Source organism: Pusillimonas sp. SM2304 (assembly GCF_031628915.1).
Taxonomy (GTDB): domain Bacteria; phylum Pseudomonadota; class Gammaproteobacteria; order Burkholderiales; family Burkholderiaceae_B; genus Pusillimonas_C.
The window spans coordinates 930,976-952,448 of sequence record NZ_JAVLUJ010000001.1 but is presented as its reverse complement, the minus strand read 5'-3'; the positions used below and the strand labels follow the sequence as shown (position 1 = coordinate 952,448).

The 21,473-nt window shown below is 61.5% G+C and carries 24 protein-coding genes and 1 pseudogene; 17 read left to right on the top strand and 8 right to left on the bottom strand.

The genetic code is table 11. The annotated features are described in order from the left end of the window. The first annotated feature begins 11 nt into the window (after window positions 1-11). Window positions 12-323 carry a 30S ribosomal protein S10 gene (gene rpsJ / locus RE432_RS04400; RefSeq protein WP_013743964.1) on the top strand — a complete coding sequence of 104 codons (312 nt, stop codon included), beginning with the start codon at window positions 12-14 and terminating at the stop codon, window positions 321-323. A gap of 115 nt (window positions 324-438) precedes the next feature. Here the strand turns inward: rpsJ and RE432_RS04395 are convergent, their stop codons facing one another. Next, a complete protein-coding gene (locus RE432_RS04395) occupies window positions 439-2,019 on the bottom strand; it encodes an IclR family transcriptional regulator C-terminal domain-containing protein (RefSeq protein ID WP_310932006.1) in 1,581 nt (526 codons plus the stop codon). Window positions 2,020-2,220: 201 nt separating this feature from the next. Here RE432_RS04395 and RE432_RS04390 point away from each other — a divergent pair, with 201 nt between their 5' ends. Genes RE432_RS04390 through RE432_RS04380 form a run of 3 tightly spaced genes read left to right on the top strand, consistent with a single transcriptional unit; the run spans window position 2,221 to window position 3,823 of the window. After that, window positions 2,221-3,030 carry a ribonuclease activity regulator RraA gene (locus RE432_RS04390; RefSeq protein WP_310932005.1) on the top strand — a complete coding sequence of 270 codons (810 nt, stop codon included), beginning with the start codon at window positions 2,221-2,223 and terminating at the stop codon, window positions 3,028-3,030. Window positions 3,031-3,060: 30 nt separating this feature from the next. Beyond that, the gene (locus tag RE432_RS04385; RefSeq protein WP_310932004.1) at window positions 3,061-3,516 is read left to right on the top strand and encodes a nuclear transport factor 2 family protein; all 456 of its coding nucleotides are present in this window, start codon (window positions 3,061-3,063) and stop codon (window positions 3,514-3,516) included. Window positions 3,517-3,529: 13 nt separating this feature from the next. Continuing rightward, on the top strand, window positions 3,530-3,823 hold the full coding sequence (locus RE432_RS04380) for a Dabb family protein (protein WP_310932003.1): 294 nt from the start codon (window positions 3,530-3,532) through the stop codon (window positions 3,821-3,823). Between the two features lie 59 nt (window positions 3,824-3,882). On the opposite strand, the gene RE432_RS04375 is transcribed toward RE432_RS04380, so the two are convergent. Together RE432_RS04375 and RE432_RS04370 are read right to left on the bottom strand one after the other, a co-directional pair. Further along, window positions 3,883-5,076, bottom strand: a complete 1,194-nt coding sequence (locus RE432_RS04375; protein WP_310932002.1) for an L-talarate/galactarate dehydratase — start codon at window positions 5,074-5,076, stop codon at window positions 3,883-3,885. 92 nt (window positions 5,077-5,168) lie between these two features. After that, on the bottom strand, window positions 5,169-6,167 hold the full coding sequence (locus RE432_RS04370) for a tripartite tricarboxylate transporter substrate binding protein (RefSeq protein WP_310932001.1): 999 nt from the start codon (window positions 6,165-6,167) through the stop codon (window positions 5,169-5,171). Window positions 6,168-6,589: 422 nt separating this feature from the next. On the opposite strand from RE432_RS04370, the pseudogene RE432_RS04365 reads away from it, so the two are divergent. From RE432_RS04365 to rpsQ, 13 genes and pseudogenes are all read left to right on the top strand, one after another. Continuing rightward, a pseudogene (locus RE432_RS04365) lies at window positions 6,590-7,492 on the top strand (ABC transporter substrate-binding protein); the annotation flags it as partial. A 177-nt stretch (window positions 7,493-7,669) separates the two neighbouring features. Then, the gene (locus tag RE432_RS04360) at window positions 7,670-8,533 is read left to right on the top strand and encodes a proline/glycine betaine ABC transporter permease (RefSeq protein ID WP_310933026.1); all 864 of its coding nucleotides are present in this window, start codon (window positions 7,670-7,672) and stop codon (window positions 8,531-8,533) included. Beyond that, window positions 8,533-9,366, top strand: a complete 834-nt coding sequence (locus RE432_RS04355; protein WP_310931999.1) for a betaine/proline/choline family ABC transporter ATP-binding protein — start codon at window positions 8,533-8,535, stop codon at window positions 9,364-9,366. Before RE432_RS04360 ends, RE432_RS04355 begins: the two co-directional genes overlap by 1 nt. 248 nt (window positions 9,367-9,614) lie before the next feature. Continuing rightward, window positions 9,615-10,304, top strand: a complete 690-nt coding sequence (gene rplC / locus RE432_RS04350; protein ID WP_310931998.1) for a 50S ribosomal protein L3 — start codon at window positions 9,615-9,617, stop codon at window positions 10,302-10,304. A 2-nt stretch (window positions 10,305-10,306) separates the two neighbouring features. Beyond that, complete coding sequence (gene rplD / locus RE432_RS04345; RefSeq protein ID WP_310931997.1) at window positions 10,307-10,927, top strand: 50S ribosomal protein L4; 621 nt, start codon at window positions 10,307-10,309, stop codon at window positions 10,925-10,927. After that, window positions 10,924-11,220, top strand: coding sequence for a 50S ribosomal protein L23 (gene rplW / locus RE432_RS04340; protein WP_130038195.1), 297 nt, complete (start codon window positions 10,924-10,926; stop codon window positions 11,218-11,220). Before rplD ends, rplW begins: the two co-directional genes overlap by 4 nt. After that, the gene (gene rplB, locus RE432_RS04335) at window positions 11,221-12,048 is read left to right on the top strand and encodes a 50S ribosomal protein L2 (RefSeq protein ID WP_310931996.1); all 828 of its coding nucleotides are present in this window, start codon (window positions 11,221-11,223) and stop codon (window positions 12,046-12,048) included. It begins immediately after the preceding gene. A 12-nt stretch (window positions 12,049-12,060) separates the two neighbouring features. Beyond that, window positions 12,061-12,336 carry a 30S ribosomal protein S19 gene (gene rpsS / locus RE432_RS04330; RefSeq protein WP_013743956.1) on the top strand — a complete coding sequence of 92 codons (276 nt, stop codon included), beginning with the start codon at window positions 12,061-12,063 and terminating at the stop codon, window positions 12,334-12,336. A gap of 3 nt (window positions 12,337-12,339) precedes the next feature. Next, window positions 12,340-12,669 carry a 50S ribosomal protein L22 gene (gene rplV, locus RE432_RS04325; RefSeq protein ID WP_129969638.1) on the top strand — a complete coding sequence of 110 codons (330 nt, stop codon included), beginning with the start codon at window positions 12,340-12,342 and terminating at the stop codon, window positions 12,667-12,669. 9 nt (window positions 12,670-12,678) lie between these two features. Next, window positions 12,679-13,479 carry a 30S ribosomal protein S3 gene (gene rpsC, locus RE432_RS04320; protein WP_310931995.1) on the top strand — a complete coding sequence of 267 codons (801 nt, stop codon included), beginning with the start codon at window positions 12,679-12,681 and terminating at the stop codon, window positions 13,477-13,479. A 2-nt stretch (window positions 13,480-13,481) separates the two neighbouring features. Next, the gene (gene rplP, locus RE432_RS04315) at window positions 13,482-13,898 is read left to right on the top strand and encodes a 50S ribosomal protein L16 (RefSeq protein ID WP_180068450.1); all 417 of its coding nucleotides are present in this window, start codon (window positions 13,482-13,484) and stop codon (window positions 13,896-13,898) included. A 9-nt stretch (window positions 13,899-13,907) separates the two neighbouring features. Continuing rightward, window positions 13,908-14,099 carry a 50S ribosomal protein L29 gene (rpmC, locus tag RE432_RS04310; RefSeq protein WP_013743952.1) on the top strand — a complete coding sequence of 64 codons (192 nt, stop codon included), beginning with the start codon at window positions 13,908-13,910 and terminating at the stop codon, window positions 14,097-14,099. 1 nt (window position 14,100) lies between these two features. Next, the gene (gene rpsQ, locus RE432_RS04305) at window positions 14,101-14,382 is read left to right on the top strand and encodes a 30S ribosomal protein S17 (protein WP_310931993.1); all 282 of its coding nucleotides are present in this window, start codon (window positions 14,101-14,103) and stop codon (window positions 14,380-14,382) included. A 101-nt stretch (window positions 14,383-14,483) separates the two neighbouring features. Here the strand turns inward: rpsQ and RE432_RS04300 are convergent, their stop codons facing one another. The 5 genes from RE432_RS04300 to RE432_RS04280 form a co-directional block, all read right to left on the bottom strand. After that, window positions 14,484-16,175, bottom strand: coding sequence for an AMP-binding protein (locus RE432_RS04300; RefSeq protein ID WP_310931992.1), 1,692 nt, complete (start codon window positions 16,173-16,175; stop codon window positions 14,484-14,486). A 75-nt stretch (window positions 16,176-16,250) separates the two neighbouring features. Further along, window positions 16,251-16,769 carry a DUF4442 domain-containing protein gene (locus RE432_RS04295; RefSeq protein ID WP_310931990.1) on the bottom strand — a complete coding sequence of 173 codons (519 nt, stop codon included), beginning with the start codon at window positions 16,767-16,769 and terminating at the stop codon, window positions 16,251-16,253. 22 nt (window positions 16,770-16,791) lie between these two features. Beyond that, window positions 16,792-18,111 (bottom strand): outer membrane protein transport protein, encoded by a 1,320-nt coding sequence (locus RE432_RS04290; RefSeq protein ID WP_310931989.1) that lies wholly within the window; start codon window positions 18,109-18,111, stop codon window positions 16,792-16,794. 97 nt (window positions 18,112-18,208) lie between these two features. After that, window positions 18,209-20,167 carry a 3-hydroxyacyl-CoA dehydrogenase NAD-binding domain-containing protein gene (locus RE432_RS04285; RefSeq protein WP_310931988.1) on the bottom strand — a complete coding sequence of 653 codons (1,959 nt, stop codon included), beginning with the start codon at window positions 20,165-20,167 and terminating at the stop codon, window positions 18,209-18,211. Window positions 20,168-20,169: 2 nt separating this feature from the next. Next, window positions 20,170-21,462, bottom strand: a complete 1,293-nt coding sequence (locus tag RE432_RS04280; RefSeq protein WP_310931987.1) for an acetyl-CoA C-acetyltransferase — start codon at window positions 21,460-21,462, stop codon at window positions 20,170-20,172. Window positions 21,463-21,473: the final 11 nt, after the last annotated feature.

Below are 21,473 nucleotides of genomic sequence, written 5' to 3'. Positions count from 1 at the left end.
TAGGAATTCCCATGAAAAACCAGAAAATCCGCATCCGTCTGAAAGCATTCGACTATAAGCTGATTGACCAATCCGCTGCCGAAATCGTCGAAACCGCCAAGCGCACGGGCGCGGTTGTGCGTGGTCCCGTACCGCTGCCGACTCGTATTCGCCGTTACGACGTGCTGCGTTCGCCGCACGTCAACAAGACGTCGCGCGACCAATTCGAAATGCGTACTCACCAGCGCCTCATGGACATCGTTGATCCAACGGATAAAACGGTTGACGCACTGATGCGCCTGGACCTGCCCGCAGGTGTGGACGTGGAAATCGCGTTGCAGTAAGACACTTCATGCAAGCCCCTTTTGGGGCGCAAGTAAAAACGCCATGCATTCGTGCATGGCGTTTTGCATGATGCGGCCTGCCTGGCCGTGCGCAAGACGCTTGTTGTGCAAGGGCTTAGCTTGCGCTCACGGTAAACAGCCTGCCCGACAAGGGCGCTGAAGCCAGTGCGTCCAGCGACACAAACTGGCGGGCGCTGGTCACATACAGCGTCGTCAGTTCCGGGCCGCCCAGCGCCAGGTCGGTTGGGCAGGGCACAGGCATGCCGATCACCCGGTCGACATTGCCGTCGAGCGAGAAGCGGATGACGCTCCAGCCGTCCCGCAACGCTACCCACAGGCCTCCCCGGCCGTCCAGCATCAGGCCCGCCGGCTGGCCGGAGCCCCGGGGCATGCTGACGAAGCGCCGGATGTTCTGGTTGGCGGGATTCAGGATGAAGATGGAACCCGATTCCGGTGCGGTCATGTAGAGCAGGTTTTCCCGGGTATCCCAGCGCAGGCTGCCGCTGGCTTCATCCAGGTTCCAAAGCGCTTCGTAGCGGCCTTCCATGTCGGCCGGCCCGGCGGTAAACGAGCCGTCGTCCGCCTCGATCACCATCCAGAGCCGGCCGGCCGGTTCGGCGCACAAAGCCTGGATGCGGCCAGGCAGATCCAAGTCGACGGCTTGGGCTTGACCCTCGGCATCCAGAAGCAGGCAGCCGCCGTCGTGGGCGATGAACAGCCGGTCGCCGGCCAGCGCCATGCCGTGTATCGGTCCTTCGACCCGGGCCAGTTCCCGGTCGATGCCGTCCTTCAGGACGCGCACGGCGGGAGCCAGGGTATCGGCCCAATACAAGCAATCCTGGTCCTGCGACCATATCGGAAATGCGCCATGAAAGGCCCAGGGTCCCGGCACGGGCGCGGCCTCGTCGGGTACGGCGGGCGCGGGCATGTCGACGATCAACTGGGCGCCGACCCGCTTGGCCGCGTCGGCCACTTCCGGACCCAGCAAGTCGAGCCGCTCACGCGTCAGCCGATAGGCCGGTCCGGCAACGCTGAGCGCGCCCCTTACCTTGCCTTGGGAGTCGGTGATGGGGGCGCCCACGCAGCGTATGCCCAGCTCCATTTCCTCGTCATCGATGGCGTAGCCGCGCGCGGCGGTAATGCGTATCTCCGCCTGCAGGCGCCGCCGGTCGGTGATGGTCAGCGGCGTCTTGGGGCGCAGCGAGATCTCCTTGATCAGCCCGTCTCGCGTGGCGTCGTCCAGCGCCGACAGGATCGCCTTGCCCTGGCTGGTACAGTGCAAAGGCTTGTGCTTGCCGAGCACGGCTTCCGACCGATGGCTGTGCGCCCCGTCCGCCCGATCCAGCGAAAGCACTTCCAGCCCATCGCGCGCCGCCAGGTAGGTGGTTTCGCCGGTGAGGTCGCGCAAGGCGCGTATTTCGACCGAGGCTGCCGCGACCAGATCGGGCATTGAGTATGCCTGACGGGCCATTTCAAAGCTGCGCAGACCCAGGCAGTAGACTTTACGCAGGGGATCGCGCCTGACCATGCCCCGGGCCACTAGGGTCGCCAGCAGGCGGTAGACCGTGGTGCGCGGCAGATTCAGCAGGGCAGCCAGCTCGGCCTGGCTGGCGCCTTCCGGCGCGGCGCTGATGGCCTGCAGCAGGTCGATGGCTTTTTCCAGAGCCCCTGTTCCGTTACCGAAGTTTGCTGACATGGCGCACTCGTCTCAGTGTGTGGGATTTATCGGCCGGCTTGGACCCAGGTATGGAAAACGAACACGCCGGCACAGCCTTGTCATCATTATAATTTTTCTATACTGGTTTTAAATGTGGCCCTGCTGCTTTGTCTCATTGAATGAGACAAAGCAGCAGGCGACGACGCCTTCATAGTCTTACCCGATCTGGAATCCATCGCCATGTCTGCCTTGTACCCGCCGCCGCTCAAGTCCATTCCCCAACGCGCCCCCACGGTGCATGTGCCGACAGCGGTGCTGGACCGGCTGGCCAAGGTGAGCAGCGGCTCCCTGACCACACAGTTGTACATCAAAGGTTTTCGCCAGCCCGTCTTGCACGGACTGGTGTCCTTGAACAAGAAAATCAAACCGTTCGCGGGCCGCGCGTATACGATGCGCTTCATCCCCGCGCGCGAGGACGTCGACGTGTACGGCAACCTGACGACCCAGCCCGATGCCGACAACCTGCAGTGGGTCGGCGTCGAGCAGATCGAGCCGGGCCATGTGCTGGTGATCGACAGCAACAAAGACGGGCGCGCCGCTTCGATGGGAAATATGCTGGTCACGCGCATGATGATGCGGGGCGCGCGCGCAGTGGTGACCGATGGCACATTCCGCGACGGCACCGAACTCAGTGAAATGGACTTCCCGGTATGGAGCACGGGGGTGACCGCGACCACGCGCCTGTCTTATCACCACGTGGCCGATCTGCAGGTGCCCATAGGATGCGCCGGCGTGGCCATTTATCCGGGCGATGTCATCCACGGCGATGGCGACAATATCACGGTTGTACCTGCCCACCTGGCGGCCGAGATGGCCGATCTGTGCGAGGCGCGCGACGATATCGAGGCCTACCTGGCGCTGCGCGTGCGCGCCGGCGAGCCTTTGTGGGGGCTGTATCCGCCCAGCCCGGAAACACGCGCGCAGTACCATGACTGGGTCGCGCAGGGGCGTCCGGCGATTCCGGCGGGCCAACCCGCCACCGGGACGTAATGACTCTTTATCGCAACAGAAGGAAAGGCTATGACCGCTACCCGCTACACCCCGGCAGATCATGAAGCGCTGATACGCCGCTATTTTCAGGCATGCAATGCCGCCAGCTATGAAGATCTGGTCGATTGCTTCACGCCGGATGCCGTGCATTATTTTCCGGCCGGATTGCCGGACGTGCCGTGGCGGTCCGCCGATACGATTGCCCGTAAATGGATATGGTGTGTCGAGAACCTGGGTTCGAAATGGACCATAGAAAAGATCCTGGTCAGTCACAACAGCCCCGAGGCCGTCATCGAATGGACGCACTGGAAGACCGGCCAGGGCACGGCATTGCGCGGCGACGAGTGGTACCGCTTTGATCCCGAAACAGGCAAGATCAGTGAAATAAGGGCGTACTATGCCGCGCCGGCGGACAAAACGGCGGCGATCAACGAACTGGTGGCGTTCGACTATCCGGGCCGCGGTTATCACTTGAAACCCGAATAACGAGGAATGCCTGATGATCAAGCATATTGTGATGTTCCGGCGCAAGGCCGGTGTGGCTTTCCAGGCGGGGCTGGAACAAGGCCTGGTCGAGCGCATGCGCGGGCTGAATAAACAGGTCGATTGCATACGCGAATGGCGGCTTCAAGCCAACGAAGTCGATCGCCCGATCAGCTGGCATTATGTGCTCGAGTCGTCATTCGACAATGTGGATGCGCTGAACGAATACCTGTTTCATCCGGTGCATCAGGCGTTGATTGCCGACCTGAAGCCTTATTTCGAGTGGGGCGCCGTCGATTACACGGCATAGCGGCAAGCCGGCCGCCGGCGCGCTGACCTGGATACGCTCCGGGCCGGCGCGCCCGTCCGTCAGGGCTTCTTGCCTACGGCGTGCGTGTCCGCAGTCCAGCGCTGGGCCTGTTCGCTTAGCGTGAATCCCAGGCCTGGGCGGTCAGAGACATACATGCGGCCATCCTTCAGATGCATCTGTTCATTGAACAGCGGACCCAGCCATTCGAAATGCTCGAGCCAGGGTTCGATACCGTAGGCCGCGGCCAGATGCAGGTGAATTTCCATGGCAAAGTGCGGCGCCAGCTTGCGCTGCTTGAACTCGCCCAGGGCCATGATCTTCAGGAACGGGGTGATGCCGCCTACGCGCGGGGCATCCGGCTGGATGAAGTCGGTGCCGGCCTGGATAAGTTGAGCGTGCTCATCGAAGCAGGTCAGCATTTCTCCGGTGGCGATGGCGGTATCGAAGCGGTCGGCCAGCAGGCCATGGCCTTCGAAATCATGTGCGTCCAGCGGCTCCTCGATCCAGGTCAGGTCGAACTGCTCAAGCGCCCGGCAGGCCCGGGTCGCCTGCTGGCGATCCCATTGCTGGTTTGCATCCACCATCAGCGGAAAACTGTCGCCTAGCAGCTTGCGGACGGCGCCTACCCGCTCGATATCGATCGACAAGTCCGGTTGCCCCACTTTCAGTTTGATGCCGCCGATTCCGCTGGCGCGGCTGATCTCTACATTCTTCAGCACCTGGTCCAGCGGCGTGTGAAGATACCCGCCCGAGGTGTTGTAGCACTGGACCGAGTCGCGCTGCGCCCCCAGCAGCTTGGCCAGCGGCAGGCCGGCGCGCTTGGCCTTCATGTCCCATAAGGCGATGTCGAATGGCGCAATCGCTTGCGTGGTCAGGCCGCTGCGGCCCATGCTGGCTCCGGCCCACAGCAGCTTGGTGAACAGCCGCGAAATGTCGTTGGGGTCTTCGCCGATCAGATTGGGGGCCAGTTCCTTGGCATGCGCGTACATGCCCGGGCCGCCCGCGCGCTTCGAGTAGCCGAATCCAATGCCCGAAAAACCGTCTTTGGTATGGATCTCGGCAAAGATGAAGGCGATTTCGGTCAGCGGCTTTTGACGTCCGGTCAGCACTTTGGCATCGCTGACCGGCGTGCCCAGCGGCAGGTAGACCAAAGACAGGTCAATGGCGGCGATACGGTCGCCGGCGTCGGCTGCTGTGCGGGCATCGGCAGCAACCTGGGCATACGAAACGATGGTGGATTCGACGGATTTCATGGCGGGTCTTCATAAAGGAAATGCGGAAACACGATACGCTCCCAGCAGCGTGTCCATCGTGCTTCCGGCATGGGCGTGGATAAACAGAATGCTTATTTGGCGGCGGTGGGCGCCTTGATGTTGGCATCCTTGATCAGATTGCCCCATTGCTGGATCTCCTGATCAACGAACTTGGTGTATTCCTCGGAGGTTGACGTAATGACCACGAAACCGGTGGACTCGAGCTTGGCGCGCGTCTCGGGCTTCTTGAAGGCTTTGATCAGGGCCTGCTCGATCTTCTTGACAATGGGCATGGGCGTGCCCGCGGGCGCAGACAAGCCGGCCCATGACACGGCCAGGAAGCCTGGGTAGCCCGACTCGGCAACCGTCGGCACATCGGGGAACTTGGGATTGCGTTCGGCGCTGGCCACAGCCAATGCCCTGAGCTTGCCGGCCTGTACGTGGGGCAGCACGGCGTCCTGGTTGACGAACATGGTGTGCACTTCGTTGGCCAGAACGGCGGTCAGGCCTGGCGCGCCGCCCCGGTAAGGCACACCCGTCATGTTGATGTTGGCTTTATGCTTGAGCAGTTCCATCGACATGTGGCCCGATGCGCCGAAGGTGACGGCGTAGTTCACTTCCCCGGGGTGGGCTTTGGCGTAATCCACGAATTCCTGCAAGGTCTTGGCGGGAAACTGCGGATTGACCACAATGACGTTGGGGCCTGCCTGCAACTGCGAAATGTGGACGAAATCCTTGAGCGAGTCGTAGCTGGGCTTGGGTTCCAGGCCGTGCACAATGGCATTGCTGCCGATGCCCGACAGCAGCAGCGTGTAGCCGTCCGGCTTGGCGCGCGCCGCGACCGCGGTGCCGATGACCCCGCCGGCGCCGCCCTTGTTCTCTACCACGAAGGACTGGCCCAGTTCCTTTCCCAGCTCGTCGGCCATGAGCCGGGCCATCAGGTCGCTGGTGCCGCCCGCCGGGAAGGGCACCAGAATGGTGACCGGGCGTTCCGGATAATTATCTGCCTGGGCAAAGCCCGCGGTGGGAAGGACGGTCGATGTGGCGGCGAGTACGCAGGCCGCCAGGAAGGTACGCTTGGTAATCATCATGGTGTGTCTCCTTCGTTTTTCTGATAGTGGTGGTATGCAGCAGTCCGGGGACGGATACATGGCCAGGGCATAGAGGCCGGCCCCGGCCACGTTGGTGAGCCTTGAGGGCTCGAACAGGTTCGCATCGCCTTCTATGAACTTGGGACTATTGCCTCAGTGCCGGTGCAGCCGGTCTGTGTGCATATTCTTGTGCAGTGCCGTCATTAGCGCAAGAAGTGGTTCATGTCCATGACTTTTCAGCACCCTGCTTGTCCCGCAATTTGGGAGTTTCCAGTCTGGACGCTGCCAACGCATTGCAGTAAGCTCTACCAGAGCGCCTTAGGCGCAAATAAAACGCCATGCTCACAACATGGCGTTTTGCATTGGGGCGGCCAAAGCACGCGACAGGTCGTTTGTGTAGATAAAACAGAGGGCCCGTCCAAATGAAAACACTGCTGCGCATGCTCGGGATTTTGTCGGTGTGCCTGGCCGTTGTGCTGCCGCATGCCGCCCGTGCGCAAGCCGCACCCTGCAATGGCGGGCAACCGGTCAAACTGGCCGACCTCAGTTGGGAAAGCGCCACCTTCACCACGCATGTCATCAGCAAGCTGCTGAGTGCCGGCTATGGCTGCGAAACCGAAATCGTGCCGGGCGCATCGGCTGCCATCGAGTCGGCGCTGGTGCAGGACGACCTGCAGGTCATTGCCGAAATGTGGTCGGGCCGGTCGGCCATTATCGAGCAGGCTGTGCAACGGGGCCAGGTCAAGATCGTGGGCGATACGCTGGCCGGCGGCGCCGAGCAAGGGTGGTACGTACCCGACTACCTGATTCACGGGGACCCGGAACGCGGCATCAAGGCGCTGGCGCCCGACCTGGAAAGCTGGCGCGATCTGGCACGGTACAAGTCGCTGTTTACCGACCCCGAGGACCCCGCCAAGGGCCGCTTCCTGAACTGCCCCTCGGGCTGGGTCTGCGAAAAAACCAATAGCCGGCTGCTGCAGCTGCATGGGCTGGAAGAGGACTACACTAATTTTCGCGCGGGAACCGGGGCGGCGCTGGATGCCGCGATCAGTTCGGCGTACGACCAGGGCAGACCTATCCTGTTCTATTACTGGCAGCCCGCAGGCCTGATGGCCAAGTATAAGTTCCACAAGATCCAGCAAGACCCCTTCAACAAATCGTGCTGGGACGCCATCGTCAGCGGCGAAGGCGAGTTGTGTTCTTCCGACTTCCTGCTGGCGCGCCTGGCCGTAGCTGTGTCCGCGCCCTTTGCCGAGCGGAATCCCGAGCTCGAGGCTTTCTTCGAGAAGCTGCAGTTCGAGCCCGAGCTGCTGAACCGCATGATTCTGGTCATGACCGAGACACGCACCGGGGGCGAGGCGATGGCCGATCAGTTCCTGCGCGAGCATCCCGAAGTCTGGCATGCCTGGCTGTCGCCGCCCATGGTCGAACGCGTGAATGCCGCGCTGGATATCAAGCCGGCAGCCGACGCGGGCGACGGGCCACCCGCGGCCACGGGCGGCATCTTTCCGGATTGGTCGGCCGCCGCTTTCGTGAACCGCCAATTGATGGGGATGGTCAAGGCATACGGCGGCGTGTTCCGGCAGGCCAGCAACCTCATGCTGACCGGCGTGCTGCTGCCCGTGGAGCGCCTGATGCAGGCCATCCCGCCCTGGGCCTTCCTGCTGCTGGTGGCGGCGCTGTCGTGGCATGCGACACGCAAGCCGGTGGCGACGGTGCTGTATGTGGTGTGCCTGTACCTGATTGGCGCCGTGGGCTTATGGGACAAGCTCATCCAGACTTTTGCGCTGGTGCTGGTCTCGACCCTGGTGTCTATTGTGCTGGGCGTGCCGATCGGCATCATTGCCGCCCGCAGCCGGCTGTTGAGGCGGGTGCTGACGCCGGTGCTCGACGTCATGCAGACTTTGCCCAGTTTCGTCTACCTGATTCCGGTGCTGATGCTGTTTGGGCTGGGCAAAGTGCCCGCCCTGTTCGCCACCATTATCTACGCCGTGCCGCCCTTGATCCGCTTGACCATACTGGGTCTGCGCCAGGTCGATCCCGATGTCATGGAGGCGGCGCAGGCCTTCGGCGTCACGCGCTGGCAAATGCTGACTCGGGTGACCCTGCCGCTGGCCCGCCCCAGCATCATGGCCGGCATCAACCAGACCACCATGATGGCGCTGGCCATGGTTGTCGTGGCCTCCATGATCGGCGCGCGCGGCCTGGGTGAAGACGTACTGGCCGGCATCCAGACGCTGGATGTGGGCCGGGGCCTGCAGGCGGGGGTGGCGATTGTCATCCTGGCCATTGTGATAGACCGGATTACCCAGGCCTATGGGCAGCCGCGCCGGCGCCGCCGCGCCCCACAACAAGAGAAACTCTGATGAGCGATGCCAAGATAGAAATACGCGACGTCTACAAAGTGTTCGGCCCCCGCGAGGGCGGGCCGCAAGAGGCCAGGGCGGTCGAGCTTTTGCGCCAGGGGGCGGACAAGACCAGTGTCCAGGCCGATACGGGCTGCAACGTGGGCCTGGCCGGCGTCAGCGCGCAGCTGCCGGAAGGGCAGATCTCGTGCATCATGGGCCTGTCGGGGTCGGGCAAATCGACCCTGGTCCGGCATCTGAACCGCCTGATCGACCCGTCCGCCGGCCAGATTCTGGTCGATGGCCAGAATATCCTGGAACTGAGCATGCCCGAGCTGCGCGAACTGCGCCGGCGCCGCATCAGCATGGTGTTTCAGAATTTCGGCCTGCTGCCGCACATCAATGTCATCGATAACGTTGCCTTCGGCCTGAGCGTGCGCGGCGAAAACCAGGCCCAGGCGCGCAAGGCCGCCCGTACCTGGCTGGAGCGGGTCGGCCTGCTGGAGTATGAAAAAAACTACCCGGATGAGTTATCGGGCGGGATGCGCCAGCGGGTAGGCCTGGCCCGCGCCCTGGCTATCGATGCCGATGTCCTGCTGATGGACGAAGCGTTCTCGGCGCTGGACCCGCTGATCCGCTACGATATGCAGGACCAGTTGCTGACTTTGCAGCAGCGCCTGCAGAAAACCATTGTGTTCATCACCCATGATATCGAAGAGGCCTTGCGCCTGGGCCAGAACATTGTCATTTTGCGCGATGGCAAGGTGGAACAGGTGGGTACGCCGGACGACATCCGCCACCATCCGGCCAACGAATATGTGGAAAGGTTTGTGGTGCGGCGGACCGAGGCGTAGGCCAAGGGTGTTGCTTTTCCGCCAAGCTTGCCGTGCTTTGGGGTAAATACCCATAGCCTGCTTGCAAGATGGTGCTTGTCCATGCTAAAGTGCTAAGCTTGACCGAAAAAAATTTGGTGCGCGTTTGCGCGCTGCCAGGGTGATTTGGTCAATACAGGTATCAAGAAATCGTGTGCGCCTGGGCGGGAAACCGCCTTGTGCGCACTGTAATTAGCCCCGACCAATCGCAGTCGGGAATGGAGAAAACGATGTCGAACTCGACACCTACACCCGCCGCTCATCGGCTGGGGCTTGTGGGGCGTAAAGTTGGCATGACCCGTATTTTCACCGAGGAAGGCGAGTCCATCCCGGTGACCGTACTGGACGTGTCGAACAACCGCGTTACCCAAGTCAAGTCGCCAGAAATCGATGGCTATGCGGCTGTGCAAGTTGCCTACGGTACACGTCGCGCTACCCGCGTGACCAAGCCCCAGGCAGGGCATTACGCCAAAGCCGGCGCCGAAGCCGGCAGCATCCTGAAAGAATTCCGTCTAGACCCCGCCAAGGCCGCTGAGTTTTCAGCCGGCGCTGTCGTGGCCGTCGAAAGCGTCTTCGAAGCAGGGCAAAAGGTTGATGTCACTGGCACGACGATTGGTAAAGGCTTTGCCGGCACCATCAAGCGGCACCATTTTGCCGGTCAGCGCAACTCCCACGGTAACTCGCTTTCGCACCGTGTTCCGGGCTCCATCGGTATGGCGCAGGATCCGGGCCGTGTTTTCCCCGGCAAGAAAATGTCGGGTCACCTGGGCGATGCTACCCGTACCGTTCAAAACCTCGACATCGTGCGTGTCGACGCCGAACGCGGCTTGTTGCTGGTCAAGGGCGCAGTCCCCGGCCACAAGAATGCCGACGTGATCGTGCGTCCCGCCATCAAGATGTCGGCCAAGAAAGGAGCCTAATCATGGAACTCAAGCTCCTGAATGACCAGGGTCAATCCTCTGCTACGGTTGCCGCGCCCGACACCATTTTCGGCCGCGACTTCAACGAAGCGCTTGTGCACCAAATCGTTGTGGCCTTCCAGGCCAACGCCCGCAGCGGCAATCGTGCGCAAAAAGGCCGCGATACCGTCAAGCACAGCACCAAGAAGCCATGGCGCCAAAAAGGCACCGGCCGTGCCCGTGCGGGTATGACTTCCTCGCCCATCTGGCGTGGGGGTGGCCGCGCGTTCCCGAACTCGCCCGAAGAGAACTTCTCGCATAAGGTCAACAAGAAAATGTATCGTGCCGGTCTGCGCGCGATCCTTTCCCAGTTGGCGCGCGAAGACCGCATCGCCGTCGTCGATACGTTCGTCCTTGACGCCCCCAAGACCAAGCTGGCTGCCGACAAGCTCAAAAGCATGGGTCTGGAATCGGTGCTCATCATTACCGACGTGCTCGACGAAAACGTTTATCTCGCTACGCGCAACCTGCCGCACGTTGCCGTGGTCGAACCGCGTTATGCCGATCCGCTGTCGCTGATCCACTACAAGAAAGTGCTGATCACCAAGCCGGCTATCGCTCAACTCGAGGAGATGTTGGGATGAACGCCGAACGCTTATTGCAAGTTATCCTGGCTCCTATCGTGACTGAAAAAGCCACGTTCGTTGCCGAAAAAAATCAGCAAATCGCTTTCCGTGTAGCGGCCGACGCTACCAAGCCTGAAATCAAAGCTGCTGTCGAACTCCTTTTCAAAGTCGAAGTCGAGTCCGTGCAGGTTTTGAACCGCAAGGGCAAAGAAAAGCGTTTTGGCCGTTTCATGGGTCGCCGCCGTAACGAGCGCAAGGCATATGTGTCGCTCAAAGACGGTCAGGAACTCGACTTTACAGAGGTGAACTAAATGGCACTCGTAAAAGTCAAGCCGACTTCGGCCGGCCGCCGTGGCATGATCAAGGTCGTTAGCCCTAATCTGCACAAAGGCGAGCCGTTCGCAGCTCTGCTCGAAAAGAAAAAACGTGGTTCTGGCCGTAACAACAATGGCCACATCACCGTTCGCCACCGTGGCGGCGGTCACAAGCAGCACTACCGCCTGGTCGATTTCCGTCGCAACAAAGACGGCATTCCGGCCAAGGTCGAGCGCCTTGAATACGACCCCAACCGCACTGCGCATATCGCACTGCTGTGCTATGCCGACGGCGAGCGCCGCTACATCATCGCTCCGCGCGGTCTGGAAGTGGGTGCAACGCTGTTGTCCGGCCTGGATGCTCCCATCCGCGCAGGCAACACGCTGCCTATCCGCAACATACCCGTGGGTTCCACTATTCACTGCATCGAAATGCTTCCGGGCAAGGGTGCACAAATAGCACGCTCCGCCGGTGCATCGGCTGTCCTGCTGGCTCGTGAAGGTACATACGCTCAGGTGCGCTTGCGCTCCGGCGAAGTCCGTCGCGTTCACATCGACTGCCGCGCAACCATAGGCGAAGTCGGAAACGAAGAACACAGCTTGCGTCAAATCGGTAAAGCCGGTGCCATGCGCTGGCGTGGTGTGCGTCCTACCGTTCGTGGCGTTGCCATGAACCCGGTCGATCACCCGCACGGTGGTGGTGAAGGACGTACTGGCGAAGGTCGCGAACCGGTCAGCCCATGGGGTACGCCGGCCAAGGGCTACAGAACCCGTAGTAACAAGCGCACGGACAATATGATTGTCTCGCGTCGCAAGCGCAAGTAAGGGGCGAACAACATGTCACGTTCGATCAAAAAAGGCCCATTCGTCGATGCGCATCTGATCAAGAAGGTCGATGCCGCTGTCGAGGAAAAAGGCAAAAAGCCGATCAAAACCTGGTCGCGCCGTTCCACCATCCTGCCCGAGTTCATTGGGCTGACGATTGCTGTGCACAATGGCCGCCAGCACGTTCCCGTTTACATCAACGAGAACATGGTCGGCCACAAGCTCGGCGAGTTCGCACTGACCCGTACGTTCAAGGGTCATGCTGCGGACAAAAAGTCCAAGAGGTAAGTGATGGAAACTACAGCAATTATCCGTGGAGTCCATATTTCGGCCCAGAAAACACGTCTTGTAGCGGACCTCATCCGCGGCAAGTCCGTTGCCCAGGCGCTGAATATCCTGACTTTCACACCCAAGAAGGCCGCGGGCATCCTCAAGAAAGCGCTTGAGTCCGCGATCGCCAACGCCGAGCACAACGACGGCGCCGACATCGATGAACTCAAGGTCACCACGATCTACGTGGACAAGGGCCAGTCGATGAAGCGTTTCTCCGCACGTGCAAAAGGCCGCGGTAACCGTATCGAGAAGCAGACTTGCCACATTGTGGTCAAAGTCGGGGCTTAAGGAGTCACAATGGGACAGAAAATACACCCGATTGGGTTCCGCCTCGCGGTCAACCGCAACTGGAGTTCGCGCTGGTACGCAGACGATAAAGCCTTTGGCGGCATGCTCGCCGAAGACATCCGCGTACGCGAATATCTGAAGAAAAAACTGAAAAGCGCTTCCGTTGGTCGCGTGGTGATCGAGCGTCCTGCCAAGAACGCCCGTATTACGGTTTACTCGGCTCGCCCGGGTGTCGTGATCGGCAAGCGCGGCGAAGACATCGAAAGCCTCAAGGCCGATCTGCAGCGCCTGATGGGCGTGCCCGTGCACGTCAACATCGAAGAAATCCGCAAGCCCGAAACCGACGCTCAGCTGATTGCCGACTCCATCGCGCAGCAGCTTGAAAAACGCATTATGTTCCGCCGCGCCATGAAACGCGCCATGCAGAACGCCATGCGCCTGGGTGCCCAAGGCATCAAGATCATGAGCTCGGGCCGTTTGAACGGCATCGAAATTGCCCGTACCGAATGGTATCGCGAAGGCCGTGTGCCCCTGCACACCCTGCGCGCCAACATCGATTACGGCACTTCCGAAGCCCAAACGACCTACGGCATTATCGGTATCAAAGTCTGGGTCTACAAGGGCGACATGCTGCCTAACGGCGAATTGCCTCCCGAGACCGCCGCGCCTCGTGATGAAGAGCGCCGTCCGCGTCGCGCGCCTCGTGGCGAACGTCCCGATGGCCGTCGTCCTGGTGGTGGTGGCCGTGGTCGGGCCCCTCGCAAAGACGCTGCGCCAGCTGCTGCTGCGCCGGCGCCTGAAGGAGAATAAACATGCTGCAACCGTCACGCAGAAAATACCGCAAAGAGCACAAAGGCCGCAATACCGGCCTGGCGACTCGCGGTGCGCAAGTATCGTTTGGTGAATTCGGTCTGAAAGCCACGGGTCGTGGCCGCCTGACCGCGCGCCAGATCGAATCTGCTCGTCGTGCGATCAACCGTCACATCAAACGTGGCGGCCGTATCTGGATCCGCATCTTCCCCGATAAGCCGATTTCGCAGAAACCTGCTGAAGTCCGTATGGGTAACGGTAAAGGTAATCCTGAATACTGGGTCGCAGAAATTCAACCCGGCAAGGTGCTCTATGAAATGGAAGGTGTAAGCGAAGAGCTTGCACGTGAAGCTTTCCGCCTGGCCGCCGCTAAGTTGCCGATTTCCACGACCTTCGTGTCGCGGCACATTGGTGCTTAAGGAGACCTCATGAAAGCCAGCGAACTCCGTTCCAAAGATGCTACCGAGCTCAGCAAAGAGCTCGAAAGCCTGCTGAAGGCACAATTCAACCTGCGCATGCAGCGTGCCACCCAGCAGCTTTCCAATACCAGTCAGATCGGTAAAGTCCGCCGCGATATCGCGCGCGTCCGTACCATCATGACTGAGAACGCAGGAAAGTAAAATGAGCGAAACTCAAAACACTCAAGCCGCCAAGCGCCAACGTACCCTCATTGGCCAGGTGGTCAGCAACAAGATGGACAAGACTGTCGTGGTTCGCGTCGAGCGCCGCGTCAAGCACCCCATCTTTGGCAAGATCATCGTACGCTCGAACAAGTACAAAGCGCATGATGAAACCAACCAGTACAACGAAGGCGACACGGTTGAAATCGCGGAAGGCCGTCCTATCTCGCGCGACAAGTCGTGGACTGTTGTGCGTTTGCTGGAAGCCGCACGCGTGATCTAAGAAACCGGTCCGGCGGCAAGCGCCGCCAGGCTGCGTTCACTTCGCTACGCAACAAAAAAGCCCCGAATCCGTTCGGGGCTTTTTATTTGAGCCGGGGCTTTTCATTTCTCCTGTGTGGCGTCTTCCTTGATTTCTTCCTTCAGTTCGCGCCGCAGAATCTTGCCCACATTGCTGCGGGGCAGGTCGTCGCGGAACTCGACCAGTTTCGGCGCCTTGTAGCCCGTCAGCTTGCTGCGGCAGAACTTGATCAGTTCTTCTTCCGTCAGCGTGTTGTTCTTGCGGATCACGAACAACTTCACGACTTCCCCCGAGTGCTCGTCGGGCACGCCGATGGCGGCCGCGTCGCGCACATCGGGATGCTCCATGGCCACGGCCTCGACCTCGTTGGGATACACATTGAAGCCCGACACCAGGATCATGTCCTTCTTGCGATCCAGGATGTACACATAGCCCTGCTCGTCGACGTAGCCGATATCGCCCGTCATCAGGAAGCCGTCCGGGTGGAAGGCCTTCCTGGTTTCGTCGGGTTTGTTCCAGTAGCCCGGCGTCACCTGGGGACCGCGCACGCATATCTCGCCGCTTTCGCCCTGGGGCAGGTCCTGCCCCGTTTCGTTGCGTATGGAAATTTCGGTGGATGATACCGGCAGGCCGATGGAGCCGGTGAACTCGGTTTTATCGAGCGGATTGATGGTGACGGCCGGCGAGGTTTCGGTCAGGCCGTAGGCTTGGGCAATAGGCTTGCCGGTGGTTTTCAGCCAGCGTTGGGCGATGACTTCCTGGACCGCCATGCCGCCGCCCAGCGCCAGCTTGAGCGCGCTGAAATCCAGCTTGGCGAAATCGGGATGGTTGAGCAAGGCATTGAACAGGGTGTTGACCCCGGTGATGGCCGTGAACTTGTGCTGGCCCAGGCTTTTGGTAAAGGCGGGAATGTCGCGGGGATTGACGATGAGCAGGTTGCGGGCGCCCAGCTTCATGAAGGTCAGGCAATTGGCCGTCAGGGCGAAGATATGATACAGCGGCAAGGCCGTGACGATCAGTTCCCGGCTGCCGTCCAGATAGGGATCGACCCAGGCCTGGGCCTGGCATACGTTGGCCACCATGTTGCCGTGCGTGAGCATGGCGCCTTTGGCGACGCCCGTGGTGCCGCCGGTGTACTGCAGCAAGGCAAGCTCTTTGTGCGACAGTTCGGGGCGCGTGTAAGGCAGGCTGCGGCCTTCCTTGAGCACCTGCTTCAAGTCCAGGGTGCCGGATAGCGAATAGGCGGGGATCAGTTTCTTGACGTGCCGCACCACCAGGTTGGTGACCGCCCCCTTGACCGTGCCCAGCATATCGCCCAGCGATGTCATGACGATGGTCTTGATCGGCGTGTTCGGCAGCGCTTTCTGCAAAGTGTGGGCGAAGTTCTCGGCGATGACGATGGTTTCAGCTCCGGAATCCTGCAGCTGGTGCTCGAGTTCGCTGGGGGTGTACAGGGGGTTGGTGTTGACCGCGACGGCCCCTATGCGCAGCACGCCGAACAGGCAGACCGGGTACTGCAGCAGGTTGGGCATCATCAAGGCGACCCGGTCGCCTTTCTTGACGCCGCGGGCTTGCAGCCAGGCGGCGAAGTGCCGTGAACGCGCATCGAGCTCGGCATAGGTCATCTGGACACCCATGCTGATATAGGCGACGTTCTGCGCGTAGCGCGAGCAGCTTTCTTCGAACATGGCCACCAGCGAATCGTACTTGGCCGCTTCGGCGGTGATGTCGGCCGGTATGCCGGATGGATAGTGGTCTAGCCAGATAGGTTCCATGATGTCTGCCCTGTTGAATTGCGTCTTTGCGCCGGCCGAAGTGAGCCCGCTTTATGGTAGCACCCGCTGCGTTTTTCAACGTGATGCCGGCGAACCCTGCATTTTTTGTTTGTGATGATGCTTGTCGGCGATATATACCATGCGCTCCACCACCGTGTATATATTTCCCAGATCGTCCTTGAGCTCGATGGTGTAGCGGCGCGATGTCTCGTGCTGGGCGTCCAGTTCTTGTTCTATTTGTGCCAGCTCATCGGCGGCGAGCCGGAAATCGGCGTGCAAGGTGGTGTAGGCCGGCCGGCGGTAGCGTATGGACGCCGCCTTGTCCCAAATGATGACGTCGCGTTCCATCAGCGTGAGCAGCATGGCGACATGTACGCCGTCAGTGACGGCGTACAGGGAACCGCCGTACAGCGAGCCCACAAAATTGCGCGTACGCCGCGCCAGAGGCAGGCGCACGCGCACGTGCGTGAGGTCCGGCGAGATGTACGCCACGCGGCCGCCGGTGCCCCGAAAGGCCGGATGAAAGTTGAAGCCCACGCGCATGACCCATGCGCGCCACCGGGGCGGCACCCGTTTGAGCGTGGAAAGCTTCATGCCGGTATTGCGGTGGCCAGGATCAGAAGCGGTGCGATACCTGCACGCCAATAATATTGGCATTGGACGAATAATCGCCCCGCACGGTGCCCTTGCTTGCCGCATCGGTGTCGTTGTCGATCGACGTGCTCTTTACAAACAGATGCGCGTAGCCGATGTCGACGCTGGTGCGGTCGTTGACGTTGTACTGCGCGCCAACCGATACCCAATAGCGATTGTTGTCGGGCAAAGAGGTGGGGCGATACTTGCTGCTGTCCACGGGCGATTGATCCCACGCCACCCCGCCCTTCAGGGTCCACTGGTGATTCAGCCTGTAATTGGCGCCGAATGCAACGCGCCAGGTATCGCGAAAGCGCAGGTCAAGCTCGTCGTCGAACGCGGGGTTGCCATTGTTGATCTTCAGCGATTTGATGCTGCTCCAGCCGGTCCACGATACATCGGCCAGCAATTGCCATTTGCTGTTCAGGTCGTGCACCACACTGAAAATAGCCGTGTCGGGCAGTTCGACCGTGGCCTTGGCATCGAAGTGGGTCGGGATGGGAACGGGTGTCGTATTGTCGATGTTGGTATCGCCGCTGGCCTTGATCTTGACCTTGGACCGGTACGACAAGCCCAGCCGTGTATCAGGAGTGACCTGGTACATCAGGCCCAGATTCCAGCCCCAGGCGTCCCCTTTCATCTTGACTTGCGCTTCTAGGTCGGGGGCTCCCAGCAAGGTCGGCGCCAGAGGGTTGGCCATGCCGCCGGGCAATTGGCCGATCAGGCCCGCAGCCGGGCTGTTGCGCCGATAGTTGGCATCGAGCTGCATCCAGTTGACCCCCGCGCCGATGGACAGCTGGTCATTGACCTTATAAGCCACCGAGGGGTTGATGTTGATGCTCTTGATGCTGAACTTCTTGGAATGGTAGCGCCCCACCCAGCCCTCGTCGTATTCGGTCATCAGCCCGAAGGGCGCGCCTATGCCCAGGCCCAGGTACCAGCTGGGGTTCACTTCCCACGACACATAGGCATTGGGCACTAGGCCCAGCGAACCGGCATCGCCCCCGTTGTCCGATCCCAGGGGAAGTCCGCCGGGTCCCGTGCTGCCGCTATTCTTGAACTTGAACGATGGCCTGACGCCCGTGAGGCCGCCCGAGACATTCACGCCCGGCAAGCGGGTCATGCCTGCCGGATTGTAGTAGATCGTACTGGCATTCTCGGCAATAGCGGCCGATCCCGCGTAAGCGTTGCCAATGCCGCTTGCATTTTGCTCCAGCAGTTGGAAACCCGCTGCCTGGGCGCCCCCTGCGCCCAGGCCCAGTATGATTGCCGAAACGATGCGCAACGACTGTGCTGCTTTCATATGCCACCTCCGTTTGAATCCATGCTGATTCATCAATGAATTGAGAGAGAACTTTCTTCTTATGGAATGACAGGTGCTACCTGAAAAGATGCGGACATCAGCTTGTGGACTGTGTGTCCAAGGGGTCTGTGCAGCTGTAGTGCAGGGGGCCGCCGCGGAAAGGAGCAAATCCCGTGCCAAAGATGACACCGGCATCGGCCAGGTCGGCATCCGCTACGACACCCTGTTCAAGCTGCTGCCGGGTTTTGTCTATCAAGGGGGTAATCAGGCGAGCCGCCAGGTCGGGCGGTATGGCGCCTGCCTCTTGCTTGACCGCCTTGCCGTCTTTCCAGCGGTAGAACCCCTGTCCCGACTTGCGGCCCAGTTCATTGCGAGCCAGGTGGTGTTCCAGGCAAGCCGGCATGCTTGCTTGATCGGATAGCTGGCGGCCGGCATCCCGGGCGATGTCCAGGCCCACGGTGTCGATCAGTTCGATGGGCCCCATGGGCATGCCGAACTTCAGCATGGCCGCGTCCAGGGTCTCGGGCGGGATACCTTCGTCCACGCAGCGCATGGCTTCCAGCATATAAGGCGCCAGGACGGCATTGACCAGGAAGCCGGGCGTGCTTTGTACGGGCAAGGGCAGTTTGCCGATCGCGTCCACAAAAGCGTAGGTGGCGGTTTTAACCGCCGCGCCGACCCCGTCGGTTTCCACCACCTCCACCAGCGGCATTTTTGCCACGGGGTTGAAAAAATGAATACCGATGAAGCGCTCCGGCCTATCCAGGCCCATGCGCAGTTCTTCCAGCGACAGGCTGGACGTATTGGTGGCCAGAATGGCGCCAGGCTTCATCAGCGGTTCGATCTGCGCATACAGGCCGCGCTTGATATCGGCGTTTTCTGTGATGGCTTCGATCACGAAGTCGGCATGCCGGACGCCGTCGCCCCGCAGGTCCGGCGTGAGCCGGTCGGCGGCGGCCCGGGCATCGCGAGGGTGCCGGGTCTTGCGTGCAAACAGCGTGTGGGCCCGCCCCTGCGCCGCCGCGATGCGTTCGCGGTCCTGGTCCTGCAGGGTCACGGTGAACCCTTTCAGCGCGCACCAGGCGGCGATGTCGCCGCCCATGACGCCCGCGCCGATGACATGCACATGACGGGCGTGAGGCTGCTGGCGCCCCGCTTTGCCGAACGCCTTCAGGCGCTCTTGCAATCGAAAGACACGCAGCAGATTGCGGGCGGTATCGGACCGGATCAGTTGGTCGACCAGTTGCGGCGCCTTGAGCGCGTTGCCGTCATGCTTGGCCCATATCTGCAGGATGGCCCGTGGGGCCAGGTAGTGGCGATAGGGGTCGCGGCCATCCAGTTTCCGGGTGGTCTGCCTGACGACCAGGGGTCGCGCCAAGGGACTGTTGAGCCATGCGGGCAAGCCTTTGGCGCGGCGCCGGGGTTTGCCGCCCAGCACCATTGCCTTGGCGGCCTGCTCCGCCAGCCGGGGCGCCACCAGGCCATCGGCCAGGCCCAGCCTGGCGGCCTTGCGGGCATCTTGCGGTTTGCCGCTGAGCATCATGTCCAGTGCGGCCGGCGCGCCAATCAAGCGCGGCAGGCGCTGCATGCCGCCCCACCCGGGGAAGATGCCCAGCATGACTTCGGGCAGCGACAGCGATGTACCGGCTTGGTCCACCACCAGGCGATAGCGGCATGCCAGGGCCAGCTCCAGCCCGCCGCCCAGGCAGTGGCCGCGTATCAGGGCCAGCGTGGGGTAGTCCACCTTGGCCAGGCGATTGAACAAGGTCCATCCGCGCGAGACCAGCTCCATGCCTTTGGCGGGGGTGTCCAGGCCGGCGAACTCGTCGATATTCGCCCCCGCAATGAAACCGGCCTCTTTGCCGGACTGGATCACCACCCCGGCGGGGCGAGTCTGGTCGAAGTAGTCCAGCGCCAGGCCCAGTTCGTGCATGACGTCGGCCGAAAGCCGGTTGACCGCGCTGCCGGGACAATCCAGGGTAAGCCAGGCGACGCGTTCGTCGTCCAGGCGGCAGCTGAAATTGGCCAGGCCCAATGAATCAAAATCATGCGTCATGGTCATCCCTCGTTGTGGCAGGTTTCGATCAACATGGCGCCGCCCTGCCCGCCGCCTATGCAGATGCTGGCAATGCCGCACTTGAGATGCCGCGCATGCAAGGCGTTGAGCAGATGCAGCACAATGCGGGCGCCCGATGCGCCGACCGGGTGCCCCAGCGCAATGGCGCCGCCGTCGACGTTCAGCTTTTCCGGGTCCAGCTCGCCCAGGGCAGCACGGCCCAGGTGCTCCTGGCACCAGGATTCGTCGCGCCAGGCGGCCAGGCAGCCCAGCACCTGGGCGGAAAATGCTTCATTGATTTCCCATAAGTCCAGGTCGTTCAGGCCGAGCTGGTGACGTTCCAGCAAGGGGGTGGACGCCATGACCGGACCCAGCCCCATGACGGCCGGATCCAGTCCGGCCCATTGGGCGTCGGTAATACGGCCCAGCGGTTTCAGTTGCCAGCGGTCTACCGCGGCCTGGGAAGCCAGCAGCAGCAGCGCTGCGCCGTCGGTCACCTGAGAGCTGTTGCCGGCCGTGATATTGCCCCAGGGTTTGTCGAAGACGGGCTTGAGCTGCCCCAGCTTGGCCGGGGTGGAGTCCGCGCGGATGCCGTCGTCCTGGGCATAGAGCCGGCCTGTCGGGTCGGCAAGCGGCACTACTTCCTGGAATGCGTCCGCTTGCTGCGCCGCGAGTGCGCGCTGATGGCTTTGGGCGGCGTACGCGTCCATGGCCTGGCGGCTGATGCCGAACTGGTGGGCCAGGTTTTCGGCGGTCTGGCCCATGGACAAGCCGATAACGGGGTCGGTCAGCCCTTTGAGCAGCCCGATGACGGGCGCCAGGTGTTTGGGCCGCAGCGTTTTCAAGGTGGCCAGCTTCTGGCTCAGGCTGCGGCTTCCGCCCCAGGCCGCCAGCCATTTCACCATCTCGTCGGACAGCAGGACCGGCGCGCGCGACAGGGCGTCCACGCCGCCCGCCAGCACCAGATCGGACCGCCCGGTTTGAATCGACATCAGTCCCGAATCAAGCGCCTGCATGCCTGACGCGCAATTGCGCATGACTGTCCAGCCGGGCACCTTGTGGCCGCAGCCAAGGCGTAGCGCAATGACCCGCCCGATATTGGTTTCGTCCGGCGAGGGGGCGGCGCAGCCGATGATGACTTCGTCCAGGTCGGCGGGTGTAAAGGCTTGCCGCAGCAGTAGCTCGCGTCCGGTCTGGACGGCGAGGTCGGACGCGGCAAATGGGCCGGGCGCATTGCGGGCCTTCAGGAAGGGGCTGCGCGCGCCGTCAACGATATATACCGGTTCAAAAGCCATATGTCTTGTCC

Bases quoted from the DNA above. Each gene is read 5' to 3' on its own strand.
- RE432_RS04290 (WP_310931989.1), bottom strand. From the start codon at position 18,111: ATGAAAGCAGCACAGTCGTTGCGCATCGTTTCGGCAATCATACTGGGC.
- rplC (WP_310931998.1), top strand. From the start codon at position 9,615: ATGTCGAACTCGACACCTACACCCGCCGCTCATCGGCTGGGGCTTGTG.
- RE432_RS04380 (WP_310932003.1), top strand. From the start codon at position 3,530: ATGATCAAGCATATTGTGATGTTCCGGCGCAAGGCCGGTGTGGCTTTC.
- RE432_RS04355 (WP_310931999.1), top strand. From the start codon at position 8,533: ATGAGCGATGCCAAGATAGAAATACGCGACGTCTACAAAGTGTTCGGC.
- rplD (WP_310931997.1), top strand. From the start codon at position 10,307: ATGGAACTCAAGCTCCTGAATGACCAGGGTCAATCCTCTGCTACGGTT.
- rpsJ (WP_013743964.1), top strand. From the start codon at position 12: ATGAAAAACCAGAAAATCCGCATCCGTCTGAAAGCATTCGACTATAAG.
- RE432_RS04300 (WP_310931992.1), bottom strand. From the start codon at position 16,175: ATGGAACCTATCTGGCTAGACCACTATCCATCCGGCATACCGGCCGAC.
- RE432_RS04295 (WP_310931990.1), bottom strand. From the start codon at position 16,769: ATGAAGCTTTCCACGCTCAAACGGGTGCCGCCCCGGTGGCGCGCATGG.
- rplV (WP_129969638.1), top strand. From the start codon at position 12,340: ATGGAAACTACAGCAATTATCCGTGGAGTCCATATTTCGGCCCAGAAA.
- RE432_RS04390 (WP_310932005.1), top strand. From the start codon at position 2,221: ATGTCTGCCTTGTACCCGCCGCCGCTCAAGTCCATTCCCCAACGCGCC.
- rplP (WP_180068450.1), top strand. From the start codon at position 13,482: ATGCTGCAACCGTCACGCAGAAAATACCGCAAAGAGCACAAAGGCCGC.
- RE432_RS04395 (WP_310932006.1), bottom strand. From the start codon at position 2,019: ATGTCAGCAAACTTCGGTAACGGAACAGGGGCTCTGGAAAAAGCCATC.
- RE432_RS04385 (WP_310932004.1), top strand. From the start codon at position 3,061: ATGACCGCTACCCGCTACACCCCGGCAGATCATGAAGCGCTGATACGC.
- rplW (WP_130038195.1), top strand. From the start codon at position 10,924: ATGAACGCCGAACGCTTATTGCAAGTTATCCTGGCTCCTATCGTGACT.
- rpmC (WP_013743952.1), top strand. From the start codon at position 13,908: ATGAAAGCCAGCGAACTCCGTTCCAAAGATGCTACCGAGCTCAGCAAA.
- rpsS (WP_013743956.1), top strand. From the start codon at position 12,061: ATGTCACGTTCGATCAAAAAAGGCCCATTCGTCGATGCGCATCTGATC.
- RE432_RS04280 (WP_310931987.1), bottom strand. From the start codon at position 21,462: ATGGCTTTTGAACCGGTATATATCGTTGACGGCGCGCGCAGCCCCTTC.
- rpsC (WP_310931995.1), top strand. From the start codon at position 12,679: ATGGGACAGAAAATACACCCGATTGGGTTCCGCCTCGCGGTCAACCGC.
- rpsQ (WP_310931993.1), top strand. From the start codon at position 14,101: ATGAGCGAAACTCAAAACACTCAAGCCGCCAAGCGCCAACGTACCCTC.
- RE432_RS04370 (WP_310932001.1), bottom strand. From the start codon at position 6,167: ATGATGATTACCAAGCGTACCTTCCTGGCGGCCTGCGTACTCGCCGCC.
- RE432_RS04285 (WP_310931988.1), bottom strand. From the start codon at position 20,167: ATGACGCATGATTTTGATTCATTGGGCCTGGCCAATTTCAGCTGCCGC.
- rplB (WP_310931996.1), top strand. From the start codon at position 11,221: ATGGCACTCGTAAAAGTCAAGCCGACTTCGGCCGGCCGCCGTGGCATG.
- RE432_RS04375 (WP_310932002.1), bottom strand. From the start codon at position 5,076: ATGAAATCCGTCGAATCCACCATCGTTTCGTATGCCCAGGTTGCTGCC.